The sequence below is a fragment of the Desulforhopalus glucosivorans genome, from assembly GCF_054397165.1.
Genome location: NZ_AP044854.1, coordinates 449,233 through 472,919, shown reverse-complemented (window position 1 = coordinate 472,919; position 23,687 = coordinate 449,233). Strand labels below are relative to the sequence as shown.

20 protein-coding genes are annotated in these 23,687 nt (G+C 43.1%); 9 read left to right on the top strand and 11 right to left on the bottom strand.

Going from position 1 to position 23,687, the window contains the following annotated elements; genetic code table 11:
• Nucleotides 1-190 precede the first annotated feature (190 nt).
• Nucleotides 191-1,330 (top strand): sensor histidine kinase, encoded by a 1,140-nt coding sequence (locus ACX6CI_RS02045; protein WP_458776518.1) that lies wholly within the window; start codon nt 191-193, stop codon nt 1,328-1,330.
• A 48-nt stretch (nt 1,331-1,378) separates the two neighbouring features.
• On the opposite strand, the gene ACX6CI_RS02040 is transcribed toward ACX6CI_RS02045, so the two are convergent.
• The gene (locus ACX6CI_RS02040) at nt 1,379-2,128 is read right to left on the bottom strand and encodes a cytochrome c biogenesis CcdA family protein (protein WP_458776517.1); all 750 of its coding nucleotides are present in this window, start codon (nt 2,126-2,128) and stop codon (nt 1,379-1,381) included.
• A 229-nt stretch (nt 2,129-2,357) separates the two neighbouring features.
• Here ACX6CI_RS02040 and ACX6CI_RS02035 point away from each other — a divergent pair, with 229 nt between their 5' ends.
• The 3 genes from ACX6CI_RS02035 to ACX6CI_RS02025 are packed head-to-tail and all read left to right on the top strand — an operon-like array spanning nt 2,358 to nt 7,445.
• Nucleotides 2,358-2,993, top strand: a complete 636-nt coding sequence (locus tag ACX6CI_RS02035; RefSeq protein ID WP_458776516.1) for a TetR/AcrR family transcriptional regulator — start codon at nt 2,358-2,360, stop codon at nt 2,991-2,993.
• Entirely contained in the window at nt 2,986-4,134 is a 1,149-nt protein-coding gene (locus tag ACX6CI_RS02030) for an efflux RND transporter periplasmic adaptor subunit (RefSeq protein WP_458776515.1), read from the top strand. Before ACX6CI_RS02035 ends, ACX6CI_RS02030 begins: the two co-directional genes overlap by 8 nt.
• On the top strand, nt 4,131-7,445 hold the full coding sequence (locus ACX6CI_RS02025; RefSeq protein ID WP_458776514.1) for an efflux RND transporter permease subunit: 3,315 nt from the start codon (nt 4,131-4,133) through the stop codon (nt 7,443-7,445). The genes ACX6CI_RS02030 and ACX6CI_RS02025 overlap by 4 nt, the downstream gene beginning before the upstream one ends.
• Before the next feature lie 215 nt (nt 7,446-7,660).
• Here the strand turns inward: ACX6CI_RS02025 and ACX6CI_RS02020 are convergent, their stop codons facing one another.
• From ACX6CI_RS02020 to ACX6CI_RS02010, 3 genes are all read right to left on the bottom strand, one after another.
• Complete coding sequence (locus ACX6CI_RS02020) at nt 7,661-10,048, bottom strand: fatty acid cis/trans isomerase (protein WP_458776513.1); 2,388 nt, start codon at nt 10,046-10,048, stop codon at nt 7,661-7,663.
• Nucleotides 10,049-10,165: 117 nt separating this feature from the next.
• Entirely contained in the window at nt 10,166-12,190 is a 2,025-nt protein-coding gene (locus ACX6CI_RS02015) for a sensor domain-containing diguanylate cyclase (RefSeq protein WP_458776512.1), read from the bottom strand.
• Nucleotides 12,191-12,327: 137 nt separating this feature from the next.
• Nucleotides 12,328-12,915, bottom strand: a complete 588-nt coding sequence (locus ACX6CI_RS02010; protein WP_458776511.1) for a hypothetical protein — start codon at nt 12,913-12,915, stop codon at nt 12,328-12,330.
• Between the two features lie 155 nt (nt 12,916-13,070).
• On the opposite strand from ACX6CI_RS02010, the gene ACX6CI_RS02005 reads away from it, so the two are divergent.
• From ACX6CI_RS02005 to ACX6CI_RS01995, 3 genes are all read left to right on the top strand, one after another.
• Nucleotides 13,071-13,517, top strand: coding sequence for an Hsp20/alpha crystallin family protein (locus ACX6CI_RS02005; RefSeq protein WP_458776510.1), 447 nt, complete (start codon nt 13,071-13,073; stop codon nt 13,515-13,517).
• A gap of 312 nt (nt 13,518-13,829) precedes the next feature.
• Nucleotides 13,830-14,387, top strand: coding sequence for a YkgJ family cysteine cluster protein (locus ACX6CI_RS02000; RefSeq protein ID WP_458776509.1), 558 nt, complete (start codon nt 13,830-13,832; stop codon nt 14,385-14,387).
• Nucleotides 14,388-14,404: 17 nt separating this feature from the next.
• Nucleotides 14,405-14,929, top strand: a complete 525-nt coding sequence (locus tag ACX6CI_RS01995; protein ID WP_458776508.1) for a serine aminopeptidase domain-containing protein — start codon at nt 14,405-14,407, stop codon at nt 14,927-14,929.
• A 35-nt stretch (nt 14,930-14,964) separates the two neighbouring features.
• On the opposite strand, the gene ACX6CI_RS01990 is transcribed toward ACX6CI_RS01995, so the two are convergent.
• The 7 genes from ACX6CI_RS01990 to ACX6CI_RS01960 all read right to left on the bottom strand — a co-directional run bounded on the left by ACX6CI_RS01990 (nt 14,965) and on the right by ACX6CI_RS01960 (nt 21,998).
• Entirely contained in the window at nt 14,965-16,173 is a 1,209-nt protein-coding gene (locus ACX6CI_RS01990) for a sensor domain-containing diguanylate cyclase (RefSeq protein ID WP_458776507.1), read from the bottom strand.
• A gap of 412 nt (nt 16,174-16,585) precedes the next feature.
• The gene (locus tag ACX6CI_RS01985) at nt 16,586-17,380 is read right to left on the bottom strand and encodes an ABC transporter ATP-binding protein (protein WP_458776506.1); all 795 of its coding nucleotides are present in this window, start codon (nt 17,378-17,380) and stop codon (nt 16,586-16,588) included.
• Nucleotides 17,377-18,264 carry an ABC transporter permease gene (locus ACX6CI_RS01980; RefSeq protein ID WP_458776505.1) on the bottom strand — a complete coding sequence of 296 codons (888 nt, stop codon included), beginning with the start codon at nt 18,262-18,264 and terminating at the stop codon, nt 17,377-17,379. Before ACX6CI_RS01980 ends, ACX6CI_RS01985 begins: the two co-directional genes overlap by 4 nt.
• Before the next feature lie 15 nt (nt 18,265-18,279).
• Nucleotides 18,280-19,245, bottom strand: coding sequence for an ABC transporter substrate-binding protein (locus ACX6CI_RS01975; RefSeq protein WP_458776504.1), 966 nt, complete (start codon nt 19,243-19,245; stop codon nt 18,280-18,282).
• A gap of 355 nt (nt 19,246-19,600) precedes the next feature.
• Nucleotides 19,601-20,374: a hydroxyacylglutathione hydrolase gene (gene gloB / locus ACX6CI_RS01970; protein ID WP_458776503.1), complete on the bottom strand. Its 774-nt coding sequence runs from the start codon at nt 20,372-20,374 to the stop codon at nt 19,601-19,603.
• A gap of 196 nt (nt 20,375-20,570) precedes the next feature.
• Nucleotides 20,571-20,996, bottom strand: a complete 426-nt coding sequence (locus ACX6CI_RS01965) for a hypothetical protein (RefSeq protein ID WP_458776502.1) — start codon at nt 20,994-20,996, stop codon at nt 20,571-20,573.
• A 264-nt stretch (nt 20,997-21,260) separates the two neighbouring features.
• Entirely contained in the window at nt 21,261-21,998 is a 738-nt protein-coding gene (locus ACX6CI_RS01960; RefSeq protein ID WP_458776501.1) for a substrate-binding periplasmic protein, read from the bottom strand.
• A 167-nt stretch (nt 21,999-22,165) separates the two neighbouring features.
• Here ACX6CI_RS01960 and ACX6CI_RS01955 point away from each other — a divergent pair, with 167 nt between their 5' ends.
• Entirely contained in the window at nt 22,166-22,429 is a 264-nt protein-coding gene (locus ACX6CI_RS01955) for a hypothetical protein (RefSeq protein WP_458776500.1), read from the top strand.
• Nucleotides 22,430-22,709: 280 nt separating this feature from the next.
• On the top strand, nt 22,710-23,417 hold the full coding sequence (locus tag ACX6CI_RS01950) for a substrate-binding periplasmic protein (RefSeq protein ID WP_458776499.1): 708 nt from the start codon (nt 22,710-22,712) through the stop codon (nt 23,415-23,417).
• Nucleotides 23,418-23,687: the final 270 nt, after the last annotated feature.

The window sequence follows — 23,687 nt, the reverse complement described above, 5'->3', positions numbered from 1 at the left end:
GATAGCCTAACCCATACACACACCTGACCATAATAACCTAACATTCTATATTAACAACAATTATCACCACAAAAAAACAGGAGACATCTAAGATTTATTTTCCTTTGCATATGAATTTCTCTACTGGTAAAATACTAGCATGGTAATATAAAAAACCAACCCATTTTTTTGCATATAGGACTCGTTGATAATGCAAACCCATTTTGCTTCACCTTCAAGAGCAACAGCAGAAAATTTAAGTATAGAAATTGACCTGGTAGGTAAGAGTCAGGTTGTGACAAAGATGCTGAAGTCGGTTGGAGGCTTACTCGCAGTACTTGACGAAAATCGACAGATCGTTGCTTTAAACGACACCTTCCTTGAAATTCTTGGCGTAGAAGATGCGGGAACTGTTTTTGGTTTGCGGCCCGGCGAGGCGGTTCACTGTATCCATGCAAGAAAGGAAAAGGCAGGTTGCGGTACATCAAAATATTGTTCAACCTGCGGGGCAGTCATTGCCATAGTTGCTTCACTTGAAAAAGGGATACCTGTTGAACAGACATGCTCCATTTCCACCGAGGTAAATGGCACGAAAAATGATCTGTTTTTTTCAGTAAAGGCCCATCCGCTAAAACTCCAAAAAAAACAGTTTGTACTTCTCTTTCTTCAAGACATTACAGCTGCCCAACAACGTGCCGCACTGGAGCGGACATTTTTCCATGATGTGAACAACATGTTGCAGATGCTTGTCGGAGCAAGCGAACTCCTTGCATCCCAAGATAAATCCCCACTACCCCAAACCATTTATCAGGCATCTCTTCGCCTTCAGGATGAAATCGCAATTCAGCGCTGTCTGTCAAAAACGGATTCCAGCACCTATACCCCAGCCTGGAAAACGATTTCCGCCAAAGATATCCTTGATGATCTTAAACATTTTTTTGCCATGCACCCTTTGTGTACATACAGATATGTGGAGTTTACAGAATGCACTCCGGAGCGTATTCAGTTCGTTACAGATGGCTCTCTACTCTGGCGAATCCTTCACAACCTGCTCCTCAACGCACTTGAAGCATCTGATATTGGTGATACTGTTCGGATATGGTTTAACAGAGAGGGAGACAATCTCACGTTTAAGGTATGGAATAAAGCAGTAATGACACAAAAAGTGGCAGATAGGGTTTTTGAAAGAAACTTCAGTACAAAGGGGAATGATGGCCGCGGACTTGGAACCTATTCGATCAAATACTTCGGAGAAAATATTCTAAAAGGCAAGGTGACATTTAGCTCGAGAGAGCCTGACGGCACGACCTTTTCTTTTTCTACTCCAATTGCAGGTAATACATCGAAGTAGGATCTTCGCCCAGTTAAGAGTTGGGACACTTCTGAGGCTACCCTTGAGTTAAAACAACAGTCCACTCGATAACCAGTAGTAAACGATGTAAGCGCCCGCCACAATGAGAAATATCGCCGAAATCTTCTGAACATAGGGCAATATCTTACGTAGGGCTCCTACAACTACACCTTCTTTTACAACGGCTATTCCCAGGGTAAGCAACTGCATTATCGCCCCCATACCAAGGACATAGCTAAAGAACTGCAACAGTCCTCCTGAAAAATCTCCTGCTGTTACCGAGCTTCCTACAACCATAAGAAAAATAGGCAGAGTACAACTTAACGATGTTGCGCCAAAGGCCAAACCAAAAAGGAAAAACCCAAGAACAGACATCTGCCTGGGATCACCAATTTTACCAGCAATATTTGCAATGGAGTGAAAGGCTACGGTATTTCCTAATAGTATATAGATACCAAGTAAAAATAAACCGGCCCCCACAAGCACAGCCAACCAGGGCATAAGTCCCATAAGAAACGAGCCACCGGCAGAGACAATGGCCCCCACAACTCCAAAAAGCAGACCAAACCCTGCAGTTACCACAAGAGCAATCCAGAAAGACTTCAGTAACCTGGTCCAAAGCGATTGTTTTCTAAAGTTTTCGTCTTCAGCGCCAAGGTATAAGGTGAGATAAACAGGTAACATGGCAAAACCACAGGGATTAACTGCAGAGACCATTCCGGCACCAAAGGCATATCCAAACGGGAGTAATTCTGCCACCTGCCCTAACCACTGACTCACTTCAACCTGCGCTTCCATTCTCACGACCTTATAAAAAACAAATTATTGTAATTCCGTAACCAACAAGTACAGAGGCAACCATAAGACACCAATTCCCATTTTTCTAGCACTTTTCACCCGTCTGCTCAATTGATACTCATTTAAGCCACCTCTCTTTATTTTCGACCGCAGTCAGTTTTTATCTTGCCCATGTTAAATTATAGAGTTATAGATTTCGACTGCGGTCAATTTTACAGGAGAAGCATGCATGTCCCTTAGAGAAGCTAAGAAACAGAACAATAAAAAGGCCATTCTTGAATCAGCAATTTCGCTTTTTAACGAAAACGGCTACGATAACACATCCATTGAGCAAATAGCTCGTAAGGCCGGGGTGGGAAAAGGTACGGTATACAGTTACTTCAGTACAAAGAAATCGATCATTAAAGGTTTTTGTGAATTTGAACTGGAAACAATTCACCACCAGCTCGTGGCCCAGACAAATCCAGATGCAACCATCCTTGAACAGATGCTGCTTATTTATATGACTGAGTTTCGCCACGTAACCCAAAACCCGGAATTTGGAAGACTCTATATGCGGGAAGCGTTATTCCCCAGTGACAAAGAGCAACAAAGCGTAACTGAAATGGATGAAAATTATTTTGATGTCCTGTTTCCTATATTACAAAGAGGCCAGGAGCGTGGTGAACTGCGAAAAGAATTAGAGCCTCTTCATATCACAGCTCACTTTTACAGTCTTTTCATTATACTTATACACGCCTGGTACAGCGGAAGAATCAAAACAGACGAGGTTGAATCCTCCATGGAAATGCTCTTTACACAGGTTCTTGATGGACTACGTCCTGCGCCTGCAACCCAATCTTTAGGTGAAAACAGCAATGACTAAACCAATCCCCCCTCACACTTTTCGAGGAACATTTGTCTACTTCATCTGGAACAATCTCCCTCGCTTTGTTCTTATGCTGATGATTGCCTTTATTGTTGTTCTCTACATGTCAATCGGAGAGCAGAGTAAAACAATTGCTGCTAAAAAAGATAGTGAAGTTAAAGCTGAAAAACCACCAATCAATGTGGTGACTCTTGGTCTTAGACCAACGACCATCTCCGATCGCATCAATTTACCTGGACATATAGAACCCTGGACCAGGTTGCAACTCATGGCTAAAATAGCCGGAACTATTGAAGAAGTGATGGTCACAGACGGAAGCTCGGTAAAAAAAGGCGATGTCATAGCCCGAATTGAGAATGTGGACTACAAAATTGCATCGGACCGTGCAAAAGCCGCCTATAACCTTGCAAAGGGAGACTTTGAAAGGGACAGGGAAATTTACAAAAAAGGTGTCATCCCCACCGCGACTCTCGATATCAACAGAACTAAGATGGAAACATCCAAGGCTGATTTTGACAATGCAGAGCTGATGCTTTCGCGAACGGTTGTTACCTCTCCCATGGATGGCATCATACGAAGACTCGATGCAAAGGTCGGCTTACAATTATCCATTGGAGATCCCATCGCTGAAATTCTCGACATGGACAGGGTAAAAGCAATCATTGGCATTCCCGAATCAGATGTCAGTGCAGTCAGAAAGCTTGATACCGTAGACCTAACCATCCAGGCCCTGGGTGACACAACGATTAAGGCAGAAAAACATTTTCTCTCACCCGCCCCTGAAACCACTGCCAGACTCTATAACCTGGAGCTTAAAATCGATAATCCTGAAGGGGAAATATTAACTGGGATGTTTGTCCGGGCAGACATCATTAAAAAACAGGTTGAAAACAGTATCGCCATTCCGTTTTACTCCGTTATCTCAAGAAATGACGAGCAATATGTCTTCCTTGAAAAAGATGGTATCGCCACGAAAAGGCCCATTTCCGTCGGCATCATGGAGAACTGGATGGTTGAAGTGACAGATGGCCTTACACCGGGTGACCATCTCATAGTAGAAGGACACAGGGACGTTGAAGACGGACAAAAAATCAAAATCATCAAAACCCTTGAGAATATTGAGGAGATGAATCTATGATTGTCTCTGACACCGCAGTCAAAAAGAGTGTTTCGGTGGCGGTTCTTGCCGTGATGCTCGTTATCTTCGGGGTCTACTGTTACATCACCCTGCCAAGGGAAAGTGATCCTGACATTACTATTCCTAATGTATTTATTTCAACCGATTACAGAGGAGTTTCCCCGGCTGATATTGAAACGGCTGTGACCATTGAGATTGAAAAAAAGCTCAAAGGCCTTGATGGATTAAAAGAAATTAAATCGGTGAGTTCTGAAGGTTTATCTTCAATTAGCGTTGAATTTGTCACTGGTACAGACATCGATAAGGCTGTTCAGGATGTGAAAGACAAGGTGGATGAGGCAAAGGGTTCCCTCCCAAGCGATCTTGAAGACGACCCGACGGTCTTTGAGGTAAACTTTTCCCAGATGCCCATTGTCATCTACTCCCTCTCCGGAACCTGTGGTCTACCCTGCCTTAAAGATATTGCAGATGACCTCAAAGATGATATTGAAGGAGTGACCGGGGTACTGGAGGTTGAAGTTACCGGCGGCCTTGAGCGGGAAATACGAATAGAGGTGTTCACCGAAAAACTTGCGTACTATGGTCTTAGTATCGGCAGCCTTCAGTCGGCGGTCAGCAGTGAAAACACCAATACATCCGGTGGAAATATTAAGCTTGGAGATGGTCGGTTCCAGTTAAGAGTCCCGGGAGAATTTTCAACACCCGAAGAGATCTACGGTCTGGTTCTCACTGTCCACGACGGAGAACCGGTCTACCTGAAAGATGTGGCAAGAGTGGTCGACGGGTTTAAGGAGGAAACTTCTATTTCACGGCTTGACGGAAGAGAAGCGGTCAACATCACCGTGAAAAAACGCTCTGGAGAAAACATTCTATCCATCTCGAAAGCCGTTGATAAGATTATTGATAAGGATAAACCGAGCTGGCCGACCGGAACAGATATCACCAAGGTGCTGAACAAGGCAAAGGATATCGACATCATGGTGGCGGATCTTGAGAACAATATTCTCTCGGGACTGGTGCTTGTACTCATTGTCATATTCTTTGCCATGGGGATACGCAACGCCATTCTTGTGAGTATGGCAATTCCATTTTCCATGCTGCTGACGTTTACCATCCTCTACCTCATGGGGATCACCCTCAACATGGTCGTCCTATTCAGCCTCACCCTCGCACTTGGTATGCTGGTGGATAACGCCATCGTCATCATCGAAAACTGTTACCGCTTTATGGAACAGGGGGCCGGGCGAAGAGAGGCGGTTATGAAAGCGACCTCAGAGGTGGCCTATCCTGTCATTGGCTCAACACTCACAACGGTTGCAGCCTTTTCGCCCATGCTTTTTTGGCCGGGGATCATGGGAGAATTCATGAGCTACCTGCCGCTTACTCTCATCATTACTCTCTCATCAAGCCTCTTTGTGGCTCTTGTCATTAATCCCGCCATTGCCTCAATGTTTATGGAGGTAAAGCAAACCGGCCCCATAGAAGCAAAGAGTATGGAAGAAGTAGCAAGAGCCGTAGAACAACCTGCCAGAATAGATGGTTTTTTACTCAAAAGATATTCAGTCCTACTGAGTAGTGCACTTTCAAAACCCATAACCGTTATCCTCACTGCGTTTTGTATTCTCATTATTATGGTTCAGGGTTGGCTGCTAGTTGTGGGCCTTGAAAAGCCTGTGGAATTTTTCCCTGAGATAGAGCCCAAGGGGATGTATGTCAATATTGATATCCCGGAAGGGGCTGGTCTGAGTTACATTGATAAGGTAATCCAGCGTATTGAGCGTGGTCTTGCAGGCCATGATGATGCGAACAGCAGTCAGCAAATATCCCTTGCAGAAGCCCTTGGTCCCAAGAATTACACTAAACCGGATGGTGAGGAGTACTCCGGCCCAAGCGACCTAAAGAACATTAAAAATATCTATATGAAGGGAGTGGTCTCTGCCGGTGGAAGTTCTGCCTTTTCGGCTAACACCCCAAACCACGTGGGGGTCCGCTTTCTCGACCTTGAAGACAGACACAGATCCACCCATGATACGGTAGCTGATATTCGTAATAGAGTGGCTGACATCCCAGGTGGTAAAATCACCATCGCAATGGAAGCAGAAGGTCCCCCCACCGGTGCACCCATCAATATTGAGATTGCCGGGGATAATTTTGCCATTCTTGGAGCAATTGCCAAAGAGATCAAAGACGTTCTCAGCAAGCAACCCCATGTAGAGGATGTACGCGATGATTATGTTGAGGGTATTCCATCGGTGCAGGTCCTCATAGACAGGCAAAAAGCATCTCTCTTTGGCCTGACCACAGACATGATAGGTTTTGCCCTGAAAAGTGCCTACAACGGCATAGAGGTTTCATCATTTCGAGATGGAAACGACGACTATGATATAACTGTTCAACTCGCTGAGTCTGACCGTGAAATGGTAAATATCCTCCATGAGTTAATGCTTCCAACTCCCTCGGGACAGATGGTACCCTTATCCACCATTGCAAACGTTTCCTTTGCAGGAGGCCTGGGAGATATTAACCGAATCGATAACGAACGGGTGGTGACAGTACAGGCCAATGTTGATGAGACAAAGGTCCCGGGGCCAGTGGCACGGGCAAAGGCTGCTGAATTCTTAAAGGATCTACCTCTGCCGCCTGGGTATAAGATCACGTTCACTGGTGAATTCGAGTTTCAGCAGGAGTCCGAGGATTTTCTCAGCAAGGCCTTTATGGTGGCACTGCTGCTGATCTTTCTTATTCTGGTCTCCATGTTCAACTCTATCACCCAGCCATTTATTATCATGACCTCGGTCATATTATCTCTTGGGGGCGCTTTCTTAGGTCTCGCCCTTTTCAAGTCGCCCTTTGGTATCATTATGACAGGGGTTGGAGTGATTTCTCTTGCAGGAGTTGTGGTAAATAATGCAATCGTCCTCATCGACTACACCAATCGCCTTAGATCCAGAGGAATGGCATTGAAAGATGCCGTAATTGCTGCAGGTGCCACAAGACTTCGCCCTGTTCTTCTTACCGCTGTTACAACGATTCTGGGTCTTATTCCCATGATAACCGGAATCTCCTTTGATTTTCATAAGTGGACCTTTTCCTGGGTGAGCGAATCAAGTCAGTGGTGGCAGTCAATGGCCATCGTGGTAGTCTTCGGTCTGGTGGTTGCAACCTTTCTCACCCTTGTTGTGGTACCGACCCTCTACTACTCTTTTGAACGAATGGACACAATACGACAGAAAGTAGTCTCTAGGATATCAGAGCTCTACTGGAAGCCCTTTCCTCTTCTTGCAGGAAGCAGTAAAAAAGAGAAGAAGTAATACAGATATCCAGTTCCACTGTTCACTCAAAAAAAAGAGGACGATGAAAATTCATCGTCCTCTTTTTACTGCCAAAATACTGACGAAGATGGCGTCGTATTGACTGACCTTTGGTGAACATTTCGTCAAAACACCAGTGAAGCTAAAGTGACAATAATGATCTGATTTTACTCAAATATATTAAACTCTAACAAAATTGTCATGGGAAATGCGGTCTAGTTCGCCTCTCTTTTCACCGCCAGATAGTAGTAGCGATTGAGATCAAACAAGCCAGCCTGCAGTCCGCCTTCGTCATTAAAACGATCCTGAAAACGGTCATACACTTCCCAGAACTTGTCATCCATTCTATTTACACCGAAATTATTTAAAATATTCCAATACTCAGGTGATCCATCAAAATTTTGAAGCACAGCGAGAAACTGTGGCAAATCTCCCAGAGGCACCTGATAAAAATAGTTTGGATATGACCCAACAAATCCTTTAATAAAGGTGGCGTTATCTTTTTCCGGTCGCAGCTTATTCGATTCACCAAAAAGCGTGGTGACATCATCGTGCCACCTGTTAATCACGATGGAAATATACACATCATCTTTCGGATCATCATTTTTCATGATCCTCACATATGCAAGATTTGCATTATGATCCAGAACGTGGGTGAAAAAAGAGGAGCCAGGTCTTGAAACTGATTTGAAACCCAGCATATAATCGGCTGTGGTCTCATATTTCTCTGGCAGGGGGGGGAAAGCTTCACCCTCATGCAGATAATTCATATCAAAACTGATATTATGTTCTGGTTTGAAGCGATTCTTGACCAGGGTCTCAATAAATTCCCGCTTTGGTTCACTTGTCTTATAGCTGAATCCGGGTTCAAGATCTGAAGGATAGTAGTTAATATTGGTACTGTGGATATCCATCTCACCATACCATTCCTGCATCATGTCGCTTCGCTTTTCACGGGGCATAAAATCAAGAAAATACGTTTCACCTTCCTGACGCAGCTCATCCATATAGGTCCTGATTGTGAGCTGATGCATTGCAGTGCCATACACATTAAAACCGGCCACAAGTGAGTAATAAATACGTTCAAGTAATGGATAATCGATCACCCAGACAGTCTTGGGCAGATTCCCGATGGCTCCTGCCATAACAGTCGCACTGTCAAAATGTCTAAATACAGTCAACAGCGGCGTATCTGCATCTTTATTACCAGTCCAGATTGCCGTATCGTCCAGCTCCTGGTACCTGTAATTCATTGAGTAGAACCGACTGCGATTCTCAACAAATTGAGTGGTCTTTTTTCTGTATTTTCTAGTGAACACACTCTTTGCTAAATCTCTATCACTCTCTTCAACCAGAGGCATCTCAAGAAGATGACTGAAGGTTTGCAAAAACCCAGGATATTGAACACTCAAATCATACTCCGGGTCAAGAAACATTGCCCAGAAATGGTCCTGTATTACATTCAGCGCAACCTGCCCCTTACAAACCGGGCCACGGATAAATGTCATTAAGATATAGTGGCTATTATCGAGTAAAAACTGATATCTGGATTTAGGTGGAATCTGCTCATACAGTTTAAATGGATTTGCACTAATACCTTGTTCATAACTCATTACCGTTGGTTCTATAAGCCAGTCCGGTTCAATAAAAAGTTCTTTAAACCTGGCTAGCTGTGCATCCGACATGTCAAAAACCATATGAGTTTTATGCACAATGGTCGAATGGATCTTACGCATCCTATAGTAAAAAGGTGCATCACCGGGACTGTCATAGGGGAGAGTCGTCGCGATGACCTTAATAGGCTGACCGGCTGGAGTGGTTGATCGAACCAGTTCATAAAAGTTCTTTTCTCCCGTACCAAAGTTCAGATGGGCCAGAAAGAGATGTTCATACAGATACCTTGCTGTCATTTTATGCTTGGCGTCATCTCTATTAAGAAAGCTTTCCCATGCCTTGATTTTTTCAAGATCACTGGCAGGAATCGCCTTAAGCATCACCTGTTCCTCAGCAGTCGGGCCTTTGGCCCCCTGCACCAGCCACCCTCCTATTGATGTAAACTCCTCATCGGTTAAGGGAGGAAAGCCAAAGGGCATTCCTCTATTGGGATGTTTTTTGAGATATGCACCAATTTCACTACTATTTTCAGGACAGGTAAGATCAGCTGCTTCGGGGTAAAACTCATCTCTATGTTGAATTGGATTATCTATCTTGTGGGATATCAACTGCATCATAAGGGAATCGTTCTGACCAGTTGGAGCACTGTTTTCAGTTACACTATGAAAACTTTTACCCCGCCACTGCGCGGTGGTCTCAGCATCCATAAAGAGTCGTGTAGGCTCCATGGTTGAAAGACGGGAAGCATTGTAAACGGCCATTTTGGTCGCACCTCTATCAAGCCCCTCATAGGAACTCAACTTAAGTTGACAGGGTGAGTTGTAGCAACTGTGACATACAACACACCGCTTTTCCAGAATAGGTTTTACCTCGGTGAGGTAGTCGATATTTCGCGCGGGCGCCTCAAAGGCCACAGGAGGCATAGGCTTATCTGCACAACCTCCCAGGGCGATTACACAGACGAGTAAAAAGAGCAGACGATAGTTCATTACATTCTCCTAAACAGTTGGAAATAGGCACCACAAGGGCACAAAGGTTTGATGGAAAACCTAACGAAAAGAGATCTTTGATGCAATCTTTCTTTTGCTGGAAGAGTAATTAACAGATCACACCTTATATGACTCTCTACCGGAAACCTTTACCTGATTACGTCCTGCATTTTTAGCAGCATACAATGCCCTGTCCGCTCGCTTAAGGAGATCTTCTGTGTCCTTATCATCAGCACGCCACTCTGCAACACCTATGCTCACAGTGATTTGTATTATTCTATCATCACAGGTAACTTTCAGTTGCTCAACAGCCTGACGCAATCGTTCTGCCAGCAGAACTGCGCCCGCCTCATCGGTCTGCACAAGGACTGCACTGAACTCTTCGCCACCAAGTCTTCCAAGAAAATCACTGTCACGGAGCTCTTTTTTCACCACGTCAGTAAAACCAATCAGAGCGAGATCGCCTCCATGATGGCCATAGGTGTCATTCACCTTTTTAAAAAAATCAAGATCAAAGGCAAGAACAGTCATGGCATGCTTATATCGAATTGTTCTTCGAACTTCACGCTCGAAACAGGTCATGAAATGGCTGCGATTACTCACTCCTGTAAGAGCATCGGTGGTGGCCAGTTTCTCCAGTTCCTCCTGCATTCGCTTCTTTTCCGTCACATCCTCCTGGATACCAATAAAGTGAGTTATGACACCAGCCTTATTGATAATTGGCGAAATTGAAGCAAAAACAAAATATGACGCCCCATCCCCTCTTTTATTCTCAAACGATCCTTCCCACACCTCCCCCTGCCCGAGAGTTGACCAGAGATCTTTATAGGTATCATCACTCGTTGTTCCCGATTTTAATATCCTGGGATTTTCTCCGATAATGTCACGACTATCATAGCCGCTCATCTCGGCAAACTTAGGATTAACATATTCAATAGTACCGTCTGTATCGGTGATAACAATAGCTGCAGGACTCTGCTCAATACCTGCAGAGAGTAGTAGTAAGCTACGTGCATTAATATCTTTGTTAGCCCTGATAATGGCTAGATACAAGCTGGCAGCGATAAGTGCACAGAACAGTAATGGAAATAACCAGAACAGATGGGAGTAGGTCCGAATAAAAAATGAGAAAGAGAGTTCTTCATCAGGAATATGAAGAATAAGATGCCAAATCACCTTATCATCCCCATGGGAATGATCTGCAAAAAGCCCATTGTCGCCAGAAAAATTTGCGCTTCTCTTTACCTCATCTTCAGCATGGATTGTACTATAGGTATAAAGGCCTTCAGCCAGGCGCATCTGTCCCACGTCCTCTGTACGAACTTTTTCCCATAACTGAGGTAATCTGGATTTCAGGGTCACTTTGTTGCCGAACATAAAACCCCACTCATCTTCAGGATTCCCTGAACGCAGCCAATAGCCGTCTTTATTTAGAAAACTAAAGCGACTTGCATCCTTACCAGGAAAGGCGTGGGAATATCTATCCAGAATTTGTTCGGCATTACAATTAAGAAGTACTATACCTTTTTTATGACCATGGCGATCAACCACCGGGCTTCCGACACGAATAACCGGTGAAAACGGTTGATACACTTCTCCGTTTTCTATATTAAGATCAAGAGGAGAAACAAAGACCTCTCCCCACCCCTGTTCCATGGTCTTACGAAAGTAATATCGTTTACTCTTATCCTGTAATTCACCTTCAGGAACAATTGTAGGCAGCATCTTTTCCATATTAACACGAACAACTTCGTGTCCATCAACATCAAAATAGCGAACCTGGGTGTAGATTTTTTTATCCCTTGAAAAGTTCTTAAACCGCTCAGCCAAGGCTTGTAAATTTTCATCGGACTCTTCTTCAAAGTAGTGCTCAAGGGATTCATTATTAGCAAGCAGTAGTAAATCCGAGGCAAGGATTTCAAGATCATTACGTACAACAAACCGTAACAATTCGATATTACCGAGCTCTTCCTGCATTGTTGTTGCTGTCACTCTTTTAAATTCGAGCTGAGCGACCGTGTAGCAGAGAATGAAAATAAGAAGAAAACCAGCAGGAAAAATTACAGCAAACCTTCGAAAGATTTTTGCTGTTGAGGCTTTTGGTAACCGTGTGAGAGCCGCTAATGGTGGAGAAACATCCATTTAATATTTTACCTGTGAATATTGCCTGTTATACAGTGTATTGTAAAAATGTTAGCACAAATTCTTTAAAAAGAAAAATTTGGAAACTGTATAATTTCATGCCTAAGGATACTAGCTTAAGAAAAGCCCCCCTTTATCTAAAAATCTTCAATTTTCCGCCCCCGCTCGACCTGATCAGAAATATTATCGGCGCAATTTTTAACACTACGCATCATGGCTAGGAGTTCCAGAAACACCGGATCATCCTCGCCGAGTTCTTCCTCAACCTTATTCATGAGAGCTAAACCATCTTTAAGATAGTGTTGAATAAGCTCATCTACTTCTTTTCGTTTTTGGTGTTTTATCTTTTCCTTTTTGAGAAGCGGCAGGATTCTCTCTATTGAGTATTCCACCAGAGCGTCCCTTGGAGTTCCATACTGTAGAGAAATTCGCTCTAGATTTTCCAGAGTTTTTCTCGATATAACAAAGGTTTTTGCAACCCGTTGCAGCCTGGAGTCAAATTCATCAAACTCCCGTGCTATATGGCGCAGAGTATCCACGTCTTCCATTAAATGATCAAAAAGCGACTTCTGTTTGATACCAAGCTGAACAGCTAACACCCCCAGAGCATCTATTGCTCGCTCTGAGAGCTTGAACGTTGTTCTGACAGACTGCCTTCCCCGTAAATCCACGGTAGATGCTTCAGTAATCTCAAACCGAATCAAGGTTCTTCTTTTTGCACACATTCCCCACCTCTTTCTGTTACTTTTTATATTTTATATTTTTAGTAATATTTTTTTATTGACACCACTACATTCATCATTACCATATCAAGCACAAAGAGACAACAAGGACACGATGTACTCATAAGTGAAAAAATAATCTAAAAGGAGAATTTACCATGAACCTCGTACGATATAACCCACAATGTAGAACCGCAGTTACCAATCGTCCTTCAGCTGATATTTTTGATGGATTTTTCAACCCACTATCTTTTGCAAACAATGTGCTGAACAATCGTGAAACACACAGTCTTAAGGTGGATATCTTTGAAAAGGATGAGAACATCATCATTGAAGCTGAGCTTGCAGGGGTACAAAAAGAAGACATCACAGTTGATATTAAGGGAAAGATTCTAACCCTGGGTGCTGAACGAAAACATAATGAGGAGGTGGCTGAAGAGAATCGATATCGCAAAGAAAGAAGTTATGGAACGTTTGAGAGAAAGTTCAGCCTTCCTTTTGAGGCAGAGGCTGAGAACATCAGCGCAAACTTTAATAACGGAGTCCTTACACTAACGATAACCAAACCTGAAACTCAGGTTGCAAAGAAGATCACTATAAACTAATGCCGATGAACGGGATAAGTGCCTCGAAGGTCTCACTACTCTCACTATCTGGTGGTACGACTATACTTACTATTTCAGATTCAATTCCTGAGTTTCTTGTTTTTTATGACAGGCTTTCAGGAGTAAGGCACTAAAAAAACAAAAAAACTCAGTGAATGTATTGCTCAAGGGTGGTGGCGTTGTGCCACCACCCTATTTTTGTTCTGAGGCATCACATCTCCAGAGAAAAGTCATTGCCCACATCCATAATATTCAGTAGTTTGGAAACCATATTGTAACCAAGATACCAACACTATTTTTTTCGGAATAAATATGTTTTCAAGACTTATAGAACTGTACCAATTTGTTGACAACACTGTTTCAAAAATTCAAGACCAGTTTCCCAAACAGGTCCTCTGCGTGCCGGGCTGTGCCGATTGTTGCCACGCTGTATTTGATATATCATTTATTGAAGCCGCCTACCTGGCACAGCACCTTTCAGAACATAAAGAAATCCTGGAGCAACAAAAAGAACATGCAACAAAGGCTGCCGTGGAATTTGAACAACTCCTCCAGGAAAAGTCAGATCTTTCCAAGGCACGAATTCGCTGTCCATTACTGGGTGATGCTGATCTCTGCCTGGCCCATGAATTTCGTCCCATCAACTGCAGAACATATGGAACTCCCACTTCAATTGAAGGAAAGGCCCATGTCTGCGGGCTTTCCAATTTTGACAACAACAGCGAATATCCAACAATTGACCTGGCTCCTCTGCAAAAAAGTCTCAGTGACTACTCAGTTACGCTTGTGGGAGAAGATTTCGGTAAACGACGTTATCCTATCGCCTGGGTCTTTTTAAAGACACGTTTCTTTCTTCCCCCCAAAGGGTAATAGAACTGGAGCTACGTATGGAACAGATCGAGCAAAGTCACTTTTTTTTACATGGCCTGGAATCTTCAGGAAAAGGAACGAAGGGACAATACTTTTCAGAACACTTTCCCTTAATGAAATGTCCTGACTTTTCAGGAAGTTTAGAAGAGAGGCTTACCCAGCTTGAGTTCATGTGTGAGAATCAGAACGAATTGATTCTAGTAGGCTCAAGCTTTGGCGGACTAATGGCCTGTTGTTTTGCTGAAAAGAACAGACAAAAAGTTACAAGACTCATCCTCATGGCACCAGCTCTCAATTTTGGGGAGTACACTCCACCAACGAAGCCTCTGGATATTCCCGTCTTAATAGTTATCGGCCGACATGATGATATCACCCCCATGGATCCTGTACTCGGCCTTGCCGCCAGGACCTTCTCTGATCCCATAACCTGGATATGTGATGACGATCATATGCTGCATAACAGCTTCTATCAGTTAGACTGGAAAAGCCTACTCGACCCTACAGTTTTATTATCGACCCTTGTCCCGCCAGAACAGATGTAATATGTATTCTGATCCCCATATAAGGAGCTGTTACTTCAAAATTCTAAACGATCACGACCTGCACGCTTTGCACGATATAGAAGACGATCCGCCTCCTCATACACCGACTCTAACACGTTTGAGAAGGTACTATCCGACACGCCCATACTTATGGTTACATTAATTTTTTTACTTGTGAATAGCTGACTCCGAATCAGTTTAAGCAATCGCCTGCAGATCAGTATCGTTTTTTCTTTTGAAACGGGGAAGGCGATACCAAATTCTTCACCACCCAAACGACCAAATATTTCATCTTCACGCAAATGGCCTTTGAATAAATCTGACAACTCAACAAGCACATTATCACCGATATTATGCCCATAGGTATCATTTACCTGCTTGAAATTATCTATATCAAACATCACGAGTGTTGTAGATTCACGTGATGGATCAGTTATCATTTCCTGCACCATTTCAAGAAATGCACTGCGGTTGAATATCTTGGTTAAGCCGTCGGTCTGGGCTAATGTCAACAGTACCTTTTTCTCTTGTATATGCTTTGTAACATTCATTAGAAGTACAATATAACTGTCTTCTGAGACTTCTTCGATTTCCCGTTCTACGGTTATTGATTCACGACCGTTATAAAACATGACAAGTTTCTTTGTCTTACGCTTTTTTTCCTGTTCAAAATCTTCTAAAAAATCAGAGATAAGCCTCCCAAGCACACTCTGTATCGGCTTATTTACCATGCCTAAAAAGGATGGGTTAACACGCTCAATCACATTACCAACCACATAAATAAGGCCGGATGGAACCTTATTAAAAATAATATCAAGCTCATGGTAGCGGTCCTGTATTTCCATACGAGCCTCTACCTCTGCAGTAATATCATCAAAGGACCAGAGAATATATTTTTCGGATTTATTAGAAAGAGAGACTCCTGTAAGCTTTGCCCAAAACAGCTCACCGGTCTTCTTTTTATACTGCAATTCACTGCTTTCTATTGAACCGCTTCTCGTTCTTTCGAAGAACTTTTTATATTCCTCAAAATGAGACAAACTTGGTGTCAAAATAGAGGTTTGAAGGCCGATAACTTCTCCTGAGACATAACCAAACAATCTGCAGAACCTTTTATTTACAACAATAATCCTACGATTCTCATCTACCAGCATCATGGCCGTTATGCTGTTTTCAAACAGAAAGTCTCCTTTTGAGATGTCGCCGTAGGCAGATAATTTACGTATGTCACGACTATCATTCACGCGATCACCTGTCCACAGATAGTTTAGGCAACAAATAGTTAGGTATGATCAATTTTGAAATTTCCTCCAGTTCCTCTTCAGACCTCTTTACAATCATTTTTCTTTGATGATGAAATCGTCAGCATCGCAATCGGTCTCTAATTATATCTTCGATGGGCCCGCTTATAAAGGTAAAAATAATTGAAGGTGCTTCCGTTGATAGAGCGTGCTCAATCATTTTTGCTACGCTCTAAACTGATGGACAAAAAAAGGGCCTGCTACAGACAACAGACCAGGTGAGCAGAGACGCCAAGAAATTGAGTGTTGGAAAACTTGCTGATATCACACCATTTCCAGATAGCGACCGAAGGGAGACCTTCGAGGCACATATCCCTTTTATCGGGGTGAGTGCCCCTTTGAGACTACATTACAATCAGCTCAACAACATTGAATCCATAGCCAGCTCTTCTCCCTGTGCCCTATAGAACTGCTCAAGAAGATCTTTGACCGTGAGGTTTTTCTTCTCCTCCCCCTGAACATCAAGCAATATCCTGCCCTGGTGTAACATGATCAGCCTGTTACCAAAAGATATCGCATGTTTCATATTATGGGTAATCATCAGGGTCGTCAGTTTCTGTTCTCCGACAATATCCTGCGTCAGGTGGAGTATTTGGCTAGCCGTCTTGGGATCGAGAGCCGCGATATGTTCATCAAGCAGCAGAACTTCAGGTTTAATCATGGTGGCCATAAGCATGGTGAGTGCCTGCCGTTGACCACCTGAAAGTAGACCGACCTTATCAAGCAGCCTTTCATCGAGCCCTAAGCTCAATTTTTTGAGCTCTACTCTAAAACGGGTACGATCCTTCGCCTTTACACCTCTACCAAAGCCGCGACGCTTACCCCTTAGACTTGCAAGGGCCATGTTCTGCTCAATGGTTGCTGACGGGCAGGTCCCCAAGAGAGGGTCCTGAAAAACCCTTGAGATAAGTGAAGCGCGCTTATGCTCAGGCCAGGCGGTCACGTCATTACCTGCAATGGTCAAAGTACCCGTATCAGGAAAAAAACCACCCGCTATGCAGTTAAGTAGCGTCGATTTCCCGGCACCATTTGAACCGATAACCGTCACAAAATCACCTTCAGCAATGTTCAGGCTGATTGAATCCAGAGCAAAGACTTCATTAACACTGCCCTTGTGAAAATACTTTGTAATGTTCTCTAAACTAATCACCGTTCAATCAATCTCTTTTTAAGGTTGGGAGCAATCAGAGCTGTAATAACCAGCAGTGCTGTTATCAGGTTTAGATCACTTGGGTTAAAACGAAAATCACCAAACTCAAGACCGAGGGCCAGTGCAATGGCCAGGCGATAAACAATAGAACCAAGAAGTGCCGCAATAAAGGCTCTTGCCATAGTTTTATGGCCAAACACCGTCTCACCAATAATGACCGATGCAAGACCTGCTACAATGGTACCGATCCCCATGCCGACATCCGCCGCGCCCTGATTCTGAGCCACCAGTGCGCCACTTAGTGCAACGAGACCGTTGGATAAACCTACACCTAAAATAATTATGGTGTGGGTATTTACTCCAAGACTCCTGATCATTTGCTGGTTGTCCCCGGTGGCGAGGATCGCCTGTCCAATCTCTGTTGAGAGAAACCAGATAATAAACAACAGCACCAGGGCTGCAAAACTACCGAAGATAATAAGCCCTGCATAGTGGGCGGGAACACCTAATGCAATCACCGAATCAAAAACAGTATCCACCCCAAGAAGTGCCACATTAGGCCCTGACATTATTCGAATATTAATCGAATAGAGGGCAATCATGGTAAGGATAGAGGCCAGCAGATGCAGGATTTTAAACTTGGTATTGAGAAAGGCTGTTACCATACCGGCAATAAAACCGCCAGCCAATGCAAGCAGTAAAGAAACATATGGATTCACACCATTTGTTATTGCAACGGCAGAGATGGCCGCGCCAAGGGGTAAGGAACCATCAACGGTAAGGTCTGGGAAATCAAGTATTCGAAAGGTGAGATAAACTCCAATCACCATAATGCCGTAGACAAGCCCCTGCTCTACGGCACCTAATGCAGCATATAATGTCATAACAGTTTCGTAGCCTTATTCGTAAACCTGTGTTGCCTTTTTCAGCAGTGCTTCGGGTGGAGTAAGCCCCATCTGTTTTGAGTAGTTGGCATTGATATGCAACTGCAGATCTTTCTGAAATTCAACGGGGATATCCTCAGGTGCGGTTCCAGCTAAAATTTTCTCCGCCAGGGCACCGGTCTGATAGCCATGCTTATAATAATCAAAACCCATGGCTGCCACAGCACCTCGTTTTACAGAGTCAACATCTGCTGCAAAGATAGGTAATTTATTCTGTACGCCCACCTTGATCACCGATTCAAGTGCGGAAATAATAGTGTTATCGGTGGGGATAAATACGGCATCAACTTTCCCAACAAGGCTTTTGGCTGCCTGGAACACATCTGCGGTCTTAGACGCAGTTGCATCAACCACTTTTATACCAAGCTTTGGGCTCAGAGCTTTTATAGATGCTACCGTTGCCTTGGAGTTTGCTTCGCCTGAATTATAAAGAACTCCCAGGGTTTTGATATTGCTATCATACGCAAGCACCATTTTAATGTGCTCTTCAACCGGAAGGAGATCAGATACACCCGTAATTCCGTTTGCAGGTTTTTGCAGATCCTTAACAAGACCTGCCGCCACAGGATCGGTTACAGCGGTAAAGAGAAAGGGACGTTTTAAATCTGCAGGAGCCTTGCTCAGAGCCTGGGCACAGGTCTGGGCTGAAGGTGTGGCAATGGCAACGAGCAGGTCCGCTTTTTCACCGACCATCTGCTGTGCAATTTGGGTCGCTGTCCCCATATTTGCCTGGGCATTGTGGACATTGTATTTTACATCTATGTTTTTTTCTTTCAGGTAATCCTGAAACCCCTTAAGCACAGCGTCAAGAGCAGGATGCTCCACAAACTGACTGACAGAAATTGTGGCACTCTGGACAGTTACTGCCTGCACCATCAAAGCGATAGCAACGAGTGTTGGAAGTAATAGTTTTTTCAACATTGTCTTCTCCTTAAAAAATGCTCTTTATTAGTCCTGCCCACAGCATGCAGCAGTATGAAACAAATGAAGTTGAGTACCTTACTCAGGAAAACCAGTCATAAAAAACAACAAACTGAATTAAGGTCAATTCATTGTTTCGAGTAATCCACAAGGCACTTATCCCTTTTATCGGGGTTAGAAGACATCTAGCCGAAAATTATTAATAGGTCAACGAACCTTTTTTAATAAGTCCTATGGGCAGTCCATACGATCGTCGACTGTTATGGGTAATATGGGAAATTCAAGCACCACAGAAGCCGGTCAGTGTTTGTCTGGTATTCGTTTATTGTTCCTGATTGTCAGAACTAAAGACCGTTTAGTAACTATCTTTTAAACGTCGTATTGCGGTAAACACCGAGACAGGATCACTGTCTTCCAGTAGTAATTTATCAATCAGTCCTTTCCGCACTGAATCAATCCTGCTGCGTAGAAAAGGATTAGTCTGTCTTTCAAGACCTACCGTTGATGGAGTTGTTGCCCCTCCTTTTTCAAGTGTAGCATTGGCCTCTTTAAAACGGCAGGCAATATCTTCATTTTCAGGCTCAATGAACTGAGCAAATTTAAGATTTGAAATAGTATACTCATGACCAAAGTAGATCTTCACATCTTCAGCAAGACCGTCTGTTACACCATGGAGTGAATTATACATCTGCTCAGGTGTGCCCTCAAAGAGCCTGCCACAACCACCACCAAAAAGCGTGTCACCAGTAAAAAGATGATCGCCAAAAAGATAACAGATTCCTCCTGAGGTGTGCCCGGGCGTGTGTTTTACACTACCTTTAACATTACCAAACTGTACACTATCGCCATCTTTGAGTTGAGTTGTCAAATGAGGGATTCGGGCGGCATCCGATACAAAACCAGCCACCTCAATTCCTGGATATTCCTTATACATCTCCTCCAGTCCCCCAATATGGTCAGCATGGTGGTGGGTGCAGTATATGGCAACAACATCAATATTCAACTCACTGATCTTTCTCGATACAGGGTAGTACTCAGCAGGATCAACTATGGCCCCCGTACCCGTCTCTTCACAAATGAGCAGGTAGGAAAAATTATCGAAATGACATGGAATAATTTCAACCTTCATTGCTATCCTCTCTCGTTTTACATTCTCAATCAACTTGTACTTTGCATCATTTGTATTGCAGATAAAAGAACAGTAACACAGAATCACAACAAAAAAAGAGAACTCAAAAAAAAACCTCGACTACTCCGCTGCCAAAGCTTAGCAGGGAGCAATCGAGGTTAGAGAGATTTCTAGAAATTGGGTTGTAAAAAAGAGCTTAATTTACCATTTGTCCCTGCTGTCCCTGTTGTCCTCTTCCACCATTTTTCCCGCGACCACTCTTACCATTACCCATGTTCATTGGTCCTATGTACTGTGCAATACCAGCCTCCTCAGCCTTCAACTGTATAGTAGTTCTCAGGTCAAACAGTTCACCTGCCAGTTGTGCAGCCGCTTTTGGATCAGGATTGTTGCTCCGCATAAATGCCCTTTTCTCAGCGCGCTTCATCGCCATCTCTTTAAAAATAGCCTGATTATCAAGATGAAATTGTTTTACTTTTTCCTGAATAGCCGGGTCAACATTTTGCATTGTCTGCATCTGATTCAGGTAGCAATTACCTCGTTGACCGTTCCAGTTTGCGGTTGCTGCGGTTGTCATAGTCAAACCTAATATCAATACTGTTGCTGCAATCTTCTTTTTCATGATCACGTCTCCTTATGTTGGTTATCTCACTGCTCTTAATAGGTTTGAGACCTCGAGAGCGCTACACTCTTGTCTCATCAGTTGTACTTTTATTGAAGCAACAGACGTGCCAAACCACTCACAACAGACCTATAGTACTGTTTTTAAAACAGATAAAAAGAACAAACACAATTGAGAAAGAAATATAAGTGAGACCAACTAGGTAATTATTACCCAGGTAAAAGAGGTGTTACGGTAAAAACTCCCCAGTTGGGGTAAACCGTATCAGCGATGACCTTTAACTGTTAATTCTGCTTGCTGTACAAGAGACTTCATTTCTCCACTATCAATCATATCCTTAATTACAGCATCAACCCTCCCAACCAGATCCTTGTGATCCACATGGAGATAGTGATATAGATCCAAAACAGCTAGGGGAGCAGGCATCGCAACAATGTCCGTTGCACCAGTCTTTTGTAACTCATACTGACCATCGGCAGTATTGGTAAGAGCAATCTCAGCCCGTCCAGCCCGCAAAAAGCCCATCAACTGAGCAGTGTTCTCGACATCCTGGACATTGGCAAGCCCTTTCGTAATATTGTTGGTGTGTTTTACTCCGCGCACCTTAACCAGAGAATAGTTTGCTAACTCTTCTTTGGTATTTACTTCAATGGTGCTGACTCTTTTAATAAAGGCTCTGGTTTCCAGTTGATAGTAGGGAGTAGGAACTCTTATAGTTGTTGTATTCTCTTCCCCATAGCTCCAGATCCGCATTACTTCGCCATCCATACGACCTGAAGTCACCTCTTTTTCCGCACGCTTCCCCGGCATAGGAGTGATCGTAATAGTAAGACCAAGTCTGCTATACACCTCTGGCAGGATAAGCCTACCTATCTCCTGCTCAAGCAGTCCTTCAATAGAGGTAAAATGATATTCTTCTGCTGTTACACTGGTTACAAAACTGCCAGCAACAACAAAGAGGATCGTAAATAAGCCCAGGCAATGGGAGAAGAATTGTCTCATTTCAAATAATGTTTATTTTTATTATAGCTGAAAAAACAAAAATATATAAGAAAAGCCTGATGTTCCTTCTCGCATTACTGCAAAAAATGCATATTTTTCTTGTTAGAAACAAGCCCGCACGATACCCCAGGCTATTAGACTCATAGCAGAAATTCATGGAGGAAAAGATGAAAAAAGCAACAAATGCACTTGATGATATCAAAACATCCATCGAACAACTTCGAGATGAGATTAAACTGAAAGCACATCTTGGGGAACAGGAAACAAAAGATGAACTTGCTCGACTTGAGAAAAAATGGGAGGGTTTTCTTTCTGAATATAAACCTGTTCTTTCAGAAGCAGAAACGACAGCTAAGAATGCAGGAGCAGCCCTGGGACTTGCTGCAGATGAAATCAAAGCCGGTTATGAACGAATCCGTAAGCTTTTTTAAGCTAGCCCCGATAAACGGGATAAGTACCTTGGAAATTCAGACTGTGTCCCAAACAGGAAGCTACCGCGTCCCAACCATCGACATGCTTAACTATTTCAGAATCGCTGAGTTCCGATATGCTTGCGTGAATCAATGACAACCTGAAATTGACTCATTCCGACCCCAATACTTTTTTTCTTGTACCTCAATAACTCATGTGAGACAATTAGTGATTCTGTAATAGTGCAGAATTTTGTAGGTAATATAGTAAAAATATGCAACAGATGGAGGTCGGTGAATCATGAGAATTATAGGATTATTAATTTTGATATTAACTTTTCCCATCTCAGGCTTGGCAGAGGAATACAATTTCGTATCGATAAAAGGCTTAATCGAACAGGAGGTTGGCCAGCTGATTATTCCTGAAATATACAAAAAAATTGGTGCAACAGTTACCATCACTCCAGTTCCGGGTAAGCGAGCACAACAGGAAGCCACGACAGGAAAAAAAGATGGTGAGATCATGCGAATATGGACGTATGGCGAGGAGAATCCCACCACCATTAGAGTACCAACCCCTTACTACCAATTAGAAACAATGGCTTTCATAAAGAAAGGTAGTGGAATTGTGATAAATAGCAAAGAAGATCTAGCGAAGTATAAGCTTGTTAAGGTGGCAGGTGTCAAGCATACGAATAATATTTCTGTTGGAATGCCCAATGTGCATAATATCAACAATACAGAATTAATGATGAAATTTCTGCAATCGGGAAGGGCTGATGTTGCATTAACTAATACAGTTGATGGCTTGCTTGTCCTCAAAAAAATGGGAATAACAGATATTGTACCGATAGATAAGCCCTTAGCTGTTTTAGATTTATTTAATTATATCCATGAAAGTCGCAAGGATATTGTACCGAAGGTAGATGCAGCTATTCAAGATATGAAGGCAAGTGGAGAGTTAAATGATGTAATAAAAATGGCAGAAGCAAAAATTATCGGAAATTAAGATATCAGCTTTTCCAAACCTTCGACGAAATTAAAGAGCCGTTGTACAGTAGATATTGCGGATGAGATTTGATCCATATCTGTAATTATGGTGATAACCAGTTGCCAATTTCTTTCTGTTGTCAAAGGCCCCTGGGTACAACTCAACAACAAGGTTGATTTATAGGTATTACCTTACATTCAACCTTGTTACTGAGCCGATTATACTTAAAAAACTTATTTAAAGAATTAGAGTTAGGGGGCTTTAAACTTTGCATTGGGAAAGAAGATA

What these genes read in the sequence shown, in the direction of transcription:
- ACX6CI_RS02045 (WP_458776518.1), top strand. Translation starts at nt 191, where the DNA reads ATGCAAACCCATTTTGCTTCACCTTCAAGAGCAACAGCAGAAAATTTA.
- ACX6CI_RS02040 (WP_458776517.1), bottom strand. Translation starts at nt 2,128, where the DNA reads ATGGAAGCGCAGGTTGAAGTGAGTCAGTGGTTAGGGCAGGTGGCAGAA.
- ACX6CI_RS02035 (WP_458776516.1), top strand. Translation starts at nt 2,358, where the DNA reads ATGTCCCTTAGAGAAGCTAAGAAACAGAACAATAAAAAGGCCATTCTT.
- ACX6CI_RS02030 (WP_458776515.1), top strand. Translation starts at nt 2,986, where the DNA reads ATGACTAAACCAATCCCCCCTCACACTTTTCGAGGAACATTTGTCTAC.
- ACX6CI_RS02025 (WP_458776514.1), top strand. Translation starts at nt 4,131, where the DNA reads ATGATTGTCTCTGACACCGCAGTCAAAAAGAGTGTTTCGGTGGCGGTT.
- ACX6CI_RS02020 (WP_458776513.1), bottom strand. Translation starts at nt 10,048, where the DNA reads ATGAACTATCGTCTGCTCTTTTTACTCGTCTGTGTAATCGCCCTGGGA.
- ACX6CI_RS02015 (WP_458776512.1), bottom strand. Translation starts at nt 12,190, where the DNA reads ATGGATGTTTCTCCACCATTAGCGGCTCTCACACGGTTACCAAAAGCC.
- ACX6CI_RS02010 (WP_458776511.1), bottom strand. Translation starts at nt 12,915, where the DNA reads ATGTGTGCAAAAAGAAGAACCTTGATTCGGTTTGAGATTACTGAAGCA.
- ACX6CI_RS02005 (WP_458776510.1), top strand. Translation starts at nt 13,071, where the DNA reads ATGAACCTCGTACGATATAACCCACAATGTAGAACCGCAGTTACCAAT.
- ACX6CI_RS02000 (WP_458776509.1), top strand. Translation starts at nt 13,830, where the DNA reads ATGTTTTCAAGACTTATAGAACTGTACCAATTTGTTGACAACACTGTT.
- ACX6CI_RS01995 (WP_458776508.1), top strand. Translation starts at nt 14,405, where the DNA reads ATGGAACAGATCGAGCAAAGTCACTTTTTTTTACATGGCCTGGAATCT.
- ACX6CI_RS01980 (WP_458776505.1), bottom strand. Translation starts at nt 18,264, where the DNA reads ATGACATTATATGCTGCATTAGGTGCCGTAGAGCAGGGGCTTGTCTAC.
- ACX6CI_RS01975 (WP_458776504.1), bottom strand. Translation starts at nt 19,245, where the DNA reads ATGTTGAAAAAACTATTACTTCCAACACTCGTTGCTATCGCTTTGATG.
- gloB (WP_458776503.1), bottom strand. Translation starts at nt 20,374, where the DNA reads ATGAAGGTTGAAATTATTCCATGTCATTTCGATAATTTTTCCTACCTG.
- ACX6CI_RS01965 (WP_458776502.1), bottom strand. Translation starts at nt 20,996, where the DNA reads ATGAAAAAGAAGATTGCAGCAACAGTATTGATATTAGGTTTGACTATG.
- ACX6CI_RS01960 (WP_458776501.1), bottom strand. Translation starts at nt 21,998, where the DNA reads ATGAGACAATTCTTCTCCCATTGCCTGGGCTTATTTACGATCCTCTTT.
- ACX6CI_RS01955 (WP_458776500.1), top strand. Translation starts at nt 22,166, where the DNA reads ATGAAAAAAGCAACAAATGCACTTGATGATATCAAAACATCCATCGAA.
- ACX6CI_RS01950 (WP_458776499.1), top strand. Translation starts at nt 22,710, where the DNA reads ATGAGAATTATAGGATTATTAATTTTGATATTAACTTTTCCCATCTCA.